At 61.8% G+C, this 9,929-nt stretch carries 8 protein-coding genes and 1 pseudogene; 2 read left to right on the top strand and 7 right to left on the bottom strand.

Annotated features, from left to right (window positions below):
* Positions 1-123 precede the first annotated feature (123 nt).
* Both hpnH and ispH read right to left on the bottom strand, forming a co-directional pair.
* Positions 124-1,284, bottom strand: a complete 1,161-nt coding sequence (gene hpnH, locus Q0S16_RS09845) for an adenosyl-hopene transferase HpnH (RefSeq protein WP_295847622.1) — start codon at positions 1,282-1,284, stop codon at positions 124-126.
* 39 nt (positions 1,285-1,323) lie between these two features.
* Positions 1,324-2,277, bottom strand: coding sequence for a 4-hydroxy-3-methylbut-2-enyl diphosphate reductase (gene ispH / locus Q0S16_RS09850; RefSeq protein WP_295847641.1), 954 nt, complete (start codon positions 2,275-2,277; stop codon positions 1,324-1,326).
* Between the two features lie 406 nt (positions 2,278-2,683).
* On the opposite strand from ispH, the gene Q0S16_RS09855 reads away from it, so the two are divergent.
* Positions 2,684-5,272, top strand: a complete 2,589-nt coding sequence (locus Q0S16_RS09855; RefSeq protein ID WP_295847623.1) for an MMPL family transporter — start codon at positions 2,684-2,686, stop codon at positions 5,270-5,272.
* 82 nt (positions 5,273-5,354) lie between these two features.
* Here the strand turns inward: Q0S16_RS09855 and Q0S16_RS09860 are convergent, their stop codons facing one another.
* The gene (locus Q0S16_RS09860) at positions 5,355-6,080 is read right to left on the bottom strand and encodes a DUF2147 domain-containing protein (protein WP_295847625.1); all 726 of its coding nucleotides are present in this window, start codon (positions 6,078-6,080) and stop codon (positions 5,355-5,357) included.
* 99 nt (positions 6,081-6,179) lie between these two features.
* On the opposite strand from Q0S16_RS09860, the gene hpnO reads away from it, so the two are divergent.
* A complete protein-coding gene (hpnO, locus tag Q0S16_RS09865) occupies positions 6,180-7,571 on the top strand; it encodes an aminobacteriohopanetriol synthase HpnO (RefSeq protein WP_295847627.1) in 1,392 nt (463 codons plus the stop codon).
* 178 nt (positions 7,572-7,749) lie between these two features.
* On the opposite strand, the gene Q0S16_RS09870 is transcribed toward hpnO, so the two are convergent.
* From Q0S16_RS09870 to Q0S16_RS09885, 4 genes and pseudogenes are all read right to left on the bottom strand, one after another.
* Entirely contained in the window at positions 7,750-8,499 is a 750-nt protein-coding gene (locus Q0S16_RS09870) for an anti-sigma factor (protein WP_295847629.1), read from the bottom strand.
* The gene (locus Q0S16_RS09875; RefSeq protein ID WP_295847632.1) at positions 8,496-9,056 is read right to left on the bottom strand and encodes a sigma-70 family RNA polymerase sigma factor; all 561 of its coding nucleotides are present in this window, start codon (positions 9,054-9,056) and stop codon (positions 8,496-8,498) included. Before Q0S16_RS09875 ends, Q0S16_RS09870 begins: the two co-directional genes overlap by 4 nt.
* Before the next feature lie 76 nt (positions 9,057-9,132).
* Positions 9,133-9,465: a cupredoxin family copper-binding protein gene (locus tag Q0S16_RS09880; protein ID WP_295847634.1), complete on the bottom strand. Its 333-nt coding sequence runs from the start codon at positions 9,463-9,465 to the stop codon at positions 9,133-9,135.
* A gap of 8 nt (positions 9,466-9,473) precedes the next feature.
* Positions 9,474-9,929 (bottom strand): annotated as a pseudogene (locus tag Q0S16_RS09885) (metallophosphoesterase); the annotation flags it as partial.

The raw sequence follows: 9,929 nt of genomic DNA on the forward strand, positions 1-9,929 counted from the left end.
TTCGGGTTCGCTCGCGGCTCGTGACGATCCCGCCCCGGAATGACAACTACACAAACAGACAACTACACAAAACAAAAGGGCGCGATCCGCATCGCGCCCTTTTTCGAATAGATGCAACTCGCCTTACGCCGCGGTCGAAGCCTTCTGCGCAATCTTGGCCTGGGCCGCTTCGGCCTCTTCCTTGCGGATGTCCGACAGGCGCTTCTGCACTTCCGACGAGAAGATGTACTGCGCCGGACGCTGGTGATCGAGGTTGATCTCCGGTGCCATCGGGCCCGAGGTCTTCACCCCGCGCAGTGCTACCCACATCGCCTTCAGCGGGTTGCTGATCGCGTTGTCCGCCGCGGTTGGTTCGTAACCGCAATGCGCCATGCAGTCGGCGCACTTTTCGTACTTGCCGGTGCCGTAGGTTTCCCAGTCGGTGGTGTCCATCAATTCCTTGAAGGTCTTGGTGTAGCCTTCACCCAGCAGGTAACACGGCTTCTGCCAGCCGAAGATGTTGCGCGCGGGCATGCCCCACGGCTTGCACTCGTATTCCTGGTTGCCGGCGAGGAAGTCGAGGAACAGACCGGAGTGCATGATGTTCCATTTCTTGCCCTTGCCGAGGGCAAAGACGTCGCGGAACAGTTTCTTGGTCTTGGTGCGATTGAGGAAGTGCGCCTGATCGGGGGCGCGCTCATAGGCGTAACCGGGCGACATCGAGACTCCGACGCCGAGTTCGACCGTGTAGTCGAGGAATTTGGCGATGTCCTCGGCGGCATGGCCGTCGAAGATGGTCGCATTGACGTTGACGGCAAAGCCCTTGGCCTTGGCGGCCTTGATGGCGGAGACGGCGCGGTCGAACACGCCTTCTTGCGACACGGCCTTGTCGTGGTGGTCCTTCAGACCATCGAGATGCACCGAGAAAAACAGGTAGGGCGACGGCGTGAACAGGTCGAGCTTCTTCTCCAGCAGCAGCGCGTTGGTGCAGAGCGAGACGAACTTCTTGCGTTCCACCAGGCCGCGCACGATCTCGCCGATCTCCTTGTGGATCAGCGGCTCGCCGCCGGGAATCGCGACCATCGGCGCGCCACACTCCTCGGCGGCGTCCCAGCACTCCTGCGCCGACATGCGACGGTTCAGGATGGCATTGGGATAATCGATCTTGCCGCAACCGACGCAGGCCAGGTTACAGCGAAACAGCGGCTCCAGCATGAGCACCAACGGATAACGCTTCCGGCCAAGCAACTTCTGCTTGATCAGATATCCGCCGATCTTTATTTCTTTAAAAAACGGAATTACCATTTCAAGGTTCTTTCTGCGTATCGTCGTCAAGAAGGTGGATCACACCGCGGACAGTTCAGTCAGTTCGGCGGGTAGCCTGAATTCAATATTCTCTTCGCGTCCCGGCAATACCGACACCGTTACGGGGCCGATCCGCCTCAAAGCCTCGATCACGTCATCAACAAGCACTTCCGGCGCCGATGCGCCAGCCGTGACTCCGACCGCCCTGGCATCCTTCAACCATTCCGGATTGAGCTCGCTGCCGTCGGCGATCAGGTAGCTGGCGACACCGACCTCGGTGCCAATCTCGCGCAACCTGTTGGAGTTCGAGCTGTTGGCCGCGCCGACCACCAGGATCACATCCACACGCTTACTGAGGTCTCTTACCGCAGATTGGCGGTTTTGTGTCGCATAGCAGATATCCCGCGTCTCCGGGCCCTGAATATCGCTAAATCGCTGTTCCAGAGCCGCAATTATGTCGCGTGTGTCATCCACGCTCAGAGTTGTCTGGGTAATATAGGCTGCGGGCGTGTCGTTTGGGATCGGCAGGGCCGCGATGTCGGCCAGATTCTGCACCAGATAAACCGGCCCTGGAACTTGTCCCATGGTTCCGACCACTTCGGGATGGCCGGCGTGCCCGATCAGGATGACCGTGCGCCCGCGGGCCATGTAGCGCTTGCCCTGGTTGTGCACCTTGGTAACGAGCGGGCAGGTGGCGTCCAGGACCGGCAGGCCGCGCCGTTTGGCGTCGTCCTCGATGCTTTTGGCCACCCCGTGGGCGCTGAACACCGTTACGGCGTGCGGGGGAACTTCCGACAGTTCCTCGACAAAAACAGCGCCCTTGGCCTTCAGGCTCTCGACGACATATTTGTTATGGACAATCTCATGGCGCACATAGACCGGCGCGCCGTATTTATCGAGCGCGCGCTCGACAATTTCGATGGCCCTTACCACGCCGGCACAGAAGCCGCGTGGTTGCGCCAGAAGCACTTCGAGGGGACGCTGACCAAACACTTGCACCAAGCCCATAACCGAGTTCGATTATTCCCTAAATCTGTACCATTTTCAGAGACATATCCACCCCGGTGCGGTATTTGACGGGCGCGGTGTGACAAAAATCACGCAAGCTTTAAAGTGCGGGAAGGTGCCAACAGGCGGTGGTTTGACCGCGTGGTAAGTTTTGCGGCCGATGCAAAATGGGCTAAGCAAGGCGCGGAACCCTCACCTCTTCGTCACTTTACGGCCCGAGCGGGCAATTATAACAGGGCCGAAACGGGGCTCTCAGCATGTTTATGAGCAGCCTTCATACCATTTTCTCGTGCCCGTGAAGTGCGCCTGTTTTAGAACGCAGTAATCGGGTTGCGAACCGCGCGGGCGTCGCGGACTCTTCGCGAGACCATCCTGAATAGAAAGAAAAAGTGTGCTGACAAGTCTTGTCGTTTCAATCGTGAAAGCCTGCACCCGGTATGCGTTCCTCACGGTGGTGGTCGGAACGCTTCTCGCGGTCGGTGCCGGTTACTACACCGCCAGGAATTTCGGCATCAATACCGACATCAACAAGCTGATTTCGCCGGATCTCGACTGGCGCCAGCGCGATATTGCCTTCGACAAGGCGTTCGACCAGGAGCGCTTGATCCTCGTCGTGGTGGAAGCGCCGACGCCGGAATTTGCCGGCGCGGCGACCGCTGCGCTGGAAGCCAAGCTGGCTCCCGACAAGAAGGATTTCGATTCGGTCCGCCGCCTGGGCGCCGGTGAATTCTTCGAGAAGAATGGCCTGTTGTTCCTGCCGACCGCCCAGGTCGGGCAGATGACGGGCCAGTTCCAGGCGGCCGCGCCATTGGTCGAGATCCTCGCCGGCGATCCCAGCCTGCGCGGCCTGACCGGCGCGCTCGAAACCGGTCTCACCGGTGTACGCCGCGGCCAGTTGCCGCTCGACAGCACGGCGCGGACCTTCAACATGGTCGCGGAGACCATCGAAAATGTCCTGAAGACCGGAACCGGAAGTTTCTCCTGGCGCGGTCTCGTCAATGATCAGCCGCTCAGCGATACCGATAGGCGCGGCTTCATCGAGGTGAAGCCCATTCTCGATTTCAAGGCGCTGGAGCCGGGCAAGACCGCCACCGACGCAATTCGCCAGGCCGCGGTCGATCTCAATCTCGCTGGTCAATATGGCGCCCATGTTCGGCTGACCGGACCGGTGCCAATCGCGAATGAGGAATTCGCCACCGTGCAGGACGGCGCCGTGGTCAACGGTATCGGTACCATTCTGATTGTGCTGTTCATCCTGTGGATGGCGCTGCATTCCGTCAAAATCATCGTCGCGGTGTTTATCACTTTGTTCGCCGGTCTGGCGATTACGACCGCGGTCGGCCTGATGATGGTGGGGTCGCTGAACCTGCTGTCGATTGCCTTCGCGGTGCTGTTCGTGGGACTTGGCGTCGATTTCGGCATCCAGTTCAGCGTTCGCTATCGCTCCGAGCGCTACAAGAGCGGCGATCTGCAGGCTTCGCTGATCAAGGCTGCCGAATATTCGGCGATCCCGCTGTCGCTGGCGGCGATGGCGACCGCCGCCGGCTTTTTGTCGTTCCTCCCCACCGACTACAAGGGCGTGTCGGAACTCGGCAAGATCGCCGGTGCCGGCATGATGATCGCATTCTTCACCAGCATCACCATCCTTCCCGCGCTGCTCGATCTGCTGAATCCCGCCGGCGAGAAGGAGCCGCTGGGCTATGCCTTCCTGGCGCCGCTCGATCATTTCCTCGAGAAGCAGCGCTACTGGATCATTGGCGGCACGCTGCTGCTGACCATCGCCGGTCTGCCATTGCTGTATTTCCTCAAATTCGACTTCAACCCGATCAATTTGCGTAATCCGAAGGTGGAGTCGATCGCGACCTTCCTCGATCTGCGCAAGGATCCGAATACCGGCGCCAACGCCGTCAACATCATGGCGCCGAACGAGGCGGGCGCGCGCGAGGTCGAAGCGCGGCTCGCCAGGGTGCCGGAAGTCGCCCGCACCATGTCGCTCGACAGCTTCGTGCCCGATGATCAGCCGGCCAAGCTCAAATTCATCAAGGACGGCGCCGCGATTCTGGAGCCGGCGCTTAATCCGGATTCGGTCGACAAGCCGCCGACCGATGTCGAGAACGTCACCTCGCTGAAGGATTCAGCGGCCAGCCTGCGCAAGATCGCTGGCAGCCAGACCGGTCCCGGCGCCCTGGCGTCGAAACGTCTGGCCGATGCATTGGCCAAGACGGCCGAGGCCAGCCAGTCACTGCGCGACAAGGTGCAGGCGACCTTCGTGGTTCCGCTGCAAATCGCGCTGGCGCAGTTGCGCGGCCTGATGCAGGCCGCTCCCGTCAGTCTCGATACACTGCCGGCCGACCTGGTCAATGCATGGAAGACCAAGGGTGGCCAGATCCGTGTCGAGGCGCTGCCCAAGGGTGATCCAAACGATAATGACACGCTGCGCAAATTCGCCGACGCGGTGCTGAAGTCCGAGCCGCTCGCCGTCGGCGGCCCGATCTCGATCCTGAAGTCGGGCGATACTATCGTCACCGCCTTCATTCACGCCGGGATCTGGGCACTGCTGTCGATCTCGCTGCTGTTGTGGCTGGCGCTGCGCCGGGTCAGCGACGTGCTGCTGACCATCATCCCGCTGCTGGTGGCGGGGACGGTGACGCTGGAAATCTGTGTGCTGATCGGGCTGCCGTTGAACTTCGCCAACATCATCGCGCTGCCGCTGCTGCTCGGTGTCGGCGTGGCGTTCAAGATCTATTATGTGACGGCGTGGCGTGCCGGCCATACCAATCTGTTGCAGTCGGCGCTGACCCGGGCGATCTTCTTCAGCGCGCTGACCACCGCGACCGCGTTCGGCAGCCTGTGGCTGTCCAACCACCCCGGTACCGCCAGCATGGGCAAGTTGCTCGCGCTGTCCTTCGTGGTGACGCTGGCGGCGGTACTGTTGTTTCAGCCGGCGCTGATGGGCAAGCCGCGCGAACCAGGCGAATAGCCGGCACCTGCGTCCCGGATCCGCGGCGCGAAACGCCGCTCCGCGGATCCGGGCAACGATTATCGCGTTCCGTCGGCGGTCTTTAGTGCGCCGCGCGCGCGATCTCCGGCAACAGGCAGATGTCACCGATTGTATCGGCGGGCTGTCCGGGCATCGCGGCGGTGGCGGTCTTCTGGCCGGGTGCCTTCGGTGCCATGGCCGGAGCCGCCTTCGGCGCTGCCGCCGCGGTCGTGGGCGCCTTCGGCGCGGTGGTCGGGGCGGGGGCCGCGGCTGGTGTCATCATTTTGGGCGCGGCACCTGGCGCGCCCTTCGGCACCACGCCCTTGGCGAGGATGTTCGACGGGCTGGAGGGAATCGGCGGACCGACGCGGGTCCAGGTTTCGCCGCCACACAGGAAACCGAGTACACAGCCCTGGATTTCAAGTTCGTCCGGCGTGTCGCCGAGCGCGATGGTCGACTTGTACAATTTGCCATCCTTGGCATTGTACACCTCGCCGGCCCATTTTTCGGTCTTGGAATCCTTCTTCATCCCGATCAGAATTGGCATTCCCAGCGTAGGACGGCTGCGCTTGGTGGCGTCGGGATTGTTTTTGTCGAGACCGCCCGGGGTTTTTTCCCAAACCACGGCGCCCCACATGTTGCCGTTGCATTCTGCCACGCGGATATTAGCTACTGCATCGGCGACTTGCCAGTCGCCCGTCGGATCCGCCGCAAGAACGGGCGAAAGCCCCGCCGAAATCCATCCCGCTGAAATCAGAATTCCGCAATACAGGAGGCTTCGCGTGGTAATGCTTGGGCACTGCAACATGTTCAGACCTATGCTTAACTAGTGGTTTTCGGTGAAGTCAAATCGCCGCATTGAAGGTTTCCAGTTGACGAAACGGCTACCAACCGACGTAAGTATCCCATGCTATATCCGAATCTAGACGTTTCCGAGATGTTTGTTCAGCGCGAGGCGCAGCGTAGCTCGATGCATGCGCGCCATCTCAATGAACAACTCGTTCGAGTTCTCAAGACCATTGGATATGACGTTGGTTTTCAACGTGGAACCGGTCAGTACCTGTTCGATCGCAATGGTGACCGTTATCTTGATCTATTGAGCGGATTTGGTGTTTTTGCACTAGGCCGCAACCACCCGGTATTGCGCGATGCGCTGAAGAGCGTGCTCGACGCCGACATGCCCAATCTGGTGCAAATGGACGTCTCCACTCTCGCCGGTATTCTGGCCGAGCGTCTGCTCGAGCACGTTCCATATCTGGACAAGGTGTTCTTTGCCAATTCGGGCGCCGAGACCGTCGAAGCGGCCATGAAATTTGCCCGCAACGCGACCGGGCGAAACGAGATTGTCTATTGCGACCATGCCTACCACGGGTTGTCCTACGGTGCCTTGTCGCTGACCGATGATGCGAACTTCCGCGGTGGCTTTGGTCCGCTGTTGCCAGGCTGTTCGTCGATCCCGTTCAATGATCTCGATGCGCTGGAGCGGGCGCTGTCCGCCAGGCAAGTCGCCGCCTTTATCGTCGAGCCGATCCAGGGCAAGGGCGTCAACATGCCCATCGATGAATTCCTGCCCGGCGCGGCCGCACTGTGCCGCAAATATGGCACGCTTTTCATTGCCGACGAGATCCAGACCGGCCTCGGACGGACCGGCAAGTTCCTGGCGATAGAGCACTGGAATGTCGAGCCCGACATGGTGCTGCTCGCCAAGGCGTTGTCCGGCGGCCACGTGCCGATCGGGGCGCTGCTGACGCGCAAGAGCATCTTCGACAAGATCTTCAACCGCATGGACCGCTCGCTGGTGCATGGCTCGACCTTCGGCAAGAACGATCTGGCGATGGCCGCCGGCATCGCCACGCTGGAAGTGATGAAGCACGAGAGGCTGGTCGAGAATTCCGCCCGGCGCGGCGCCGAATTGCGACTGGCGCTGCAGAACATGATCCCCGGCTTCGAACTGCTCAAGGAAGTCCGCGGCAAGGGGCTGATGATCGGTATCGAATTCGGCCCGCCGAAATCGCTGCGCCTCAAGGCTTCATGGAACATCCTCGAATCCGCCAACAAGGGCTTGTTTTGCCAGTTGATCACGGTGCCGTTGTTCAAGGAGCAGAAGATCCTGACCCAGGTCTCCGGCCATGCCAGCCACACAATCAAGCTGCTGCCGCCACTGACCATCACCACCGACGACTGCAAATGGATCGAGAATTCGTTCCGCACCGTGATCGCCGACAGCCATCGTGTTCCCGGCGCGATCTGGTCGCTCGGCAAGACGCTGGTCGACAACGCGGTGCGGAAGTCGGCGTAAGTCTAGGTCTTGGCTGTATCCTCGCAATCGTCATTGCGAGGAGCCGTTGCGACGAAGCAATCCAGCCTTCGCTTGCGGCTCTCTGGATTGCCGCGTCGCTGGGGCTCGTCGCAATGACGGGTGAGGGGACACCGCGCATGCGCCAACATCACCGCCGCGTGTTTTCGCGCCAGCGACCTCAGCCAGGGCGCATTGCGCTCTCGAACTGGCTGGCGAAGTCCGCCAGTTCATCGGCTGCGATGTCGCTGACCGCCCAGTAGGCCAGCCCACCCTCGCTCCAGCGCCGGATATTGAAGCCCTGCGCGGTCTCTATTTTGGCGGCCTGTTGGTTGGCCGCGGCACCCGGGGCGACGAACAGGTTGATCACATGGGTGCGGCGCCGGTAGACGATCGCTGCGATGGCATGGCCGTCGATGGTGTCGAGTCGGCCGCCGATCAGCGTAAAGCCCTTCGCCGTGAGATCGACCACCGGCGGTGCCACGTCGAGCCGGCCGTTGAACCAGGGTTTGACGGTGTGCTGGTCGGTGGACAGCACGTCGGTGAGGTGTCCGGCCTGCAGTGAGCGCAAATGCGCCGAGACCACGTCGGACAGGATGCGTTGTTCGTCGGCATGGCGCAGCACGATCGCGACTACGCCAGTGGCGGCCAGCGCGGATACCGCCGAACCCATCGCAAAGCCTTTCAGCACGGCGCGCCGGTTTGGCGCGCGCACCGGCAACGCCGCCTCGACGCGCTGGCGCAGATCGGCCGGCGCGGTGAAGCGCAGTCCGGACGCGGTCATCGCCTTGCCCATTTGGCGGTAGTCGTCGAGTTGCGCTTCGCAGCGCCGGCAGCCGGCAAGATGGGCTTCGACGTCGCGGGCATGGCTGGCATCGAGTTCGCCGTCGAGCAAAGCGTGCAGGAGGATCTCAGCCTCGTCGCAAGTCATTTTGGCAACTCCTGTTCCGCCAGCCAGGCGGCGCGCAGCATGGCGCGCGCGCGTGCCAGCCGCGACATCACGGTGCCGACCGGCGCGCCGACGATTCCGGCGATCTCGCGGTAGGACAGGTTGTGGATTTCACGCAGCACGATGGTTTCGCGGAATGGTTCGGCGAGCGCTTCGACCAGGCGCCGGATCGCGCTGGCATCGCGCCGCTGCAGCAGAAGTGCCTCCGGCGAGGGCTGCGCGTCGTGCCAGATCGGCGTCCTGTCCAACCCGCCGGTGTCATCTTCGACCTCGGCGATCGGCATCTCAACGCGGCGCGCCATTTCGGCGTGGCAGACATTGCGCAGGATTGCGAACAGCCACGGTTTCATCGCCGGGCCGTGGTAGCTGTCGAAATGTTTTAGCGCACGCAAATAGCATTCCTGCACGGCGTCCTCGGCGTCGCCCCGCTGGCGCAACAGGTAGCGCGCCAGCGTGTAGACATCGTCGAGATAGGGCAGCGCGGCGTCGCGAAAACGCCGCGTCTGGTCCGGATCATCTCGTGCCGTGTCAACGGGCATCGACTTGCCTGTGGTGGCCGATGTCCGGCTGACGGTCCAGTCGCCGGACATCGCTGTGATGCCTCCGTTTCGGTCGTTACTCAACCTTGATCACCCCCGTCACGTGCGGATGCAGTGAACAAAAATACTTGTAATCGCCCGCTGACGTGAAAGTGAATATGTAGCTGTCGTCGGTGTCGAGCACCTTGGATTTGAACCGGCCTGCCGAGACCACCGTGTGCGGGATGTCATCGTGGTTTTTCCAGGTCACGGTGGCGCCGATCCTGACCGTCAGTTCGGCGGGCGAGAAGGTGAAGTTGTCGATCGTCACGGTGATGTCTTCGCCGCGCGCCGTGGTGATCCGGCAACCCAGAATGGCTGCCGCTGTCAGGCCGAATCCGAGCATGCGCCGGGACAGCAATGTGGTCATGAGGTGCCTCAGCCCTGTAACGGGGTGTCGATGATGGCGAGGCGCTCGGTGCCCGGCTTGAAGACGATGCTTGCGATGCCCAGCAGGGATCGGAGCTTGTCGTCGGCGACTTTCAGCGGTCCGGGCGACGGCGCGGTGCCCGGCGCCGGCTGCGGGAAAGCGGTGGAACGCGCGGTATGGAAGGTGACGTTGCCCTCGATTTTCTGCATCACCTGATGGATATGGCCATTCAGTACCGTGACCGAGCCAAAGCCCTTCAGCGTCTCCAGCGCGTGGGCGCCGTCCTCGGTGCCCCAGCCCCAGCTTGGATACACCGACCACAGCGGAATATGGGCGAACACCACGATGGGGGTCGATTTCGAGCGCCCCTTGAGATCCTGCTCCAGCCATTCGAGCTGCTCGGCGCCGAGATTGCCGAGGCCGCCGGCCTTGAGGTCCACCACATTGACGAGGCCGATGAAGTG

The sequence above is a fragment of the Tardiphaga sp. genome (genome assembly GCF_025356345.1).
Lineage (GTDB): Bacteria > Pseudomonadota > Alphaproteobacteria > Rhizobiales > Xanthobacteraceae > Tardiphaga.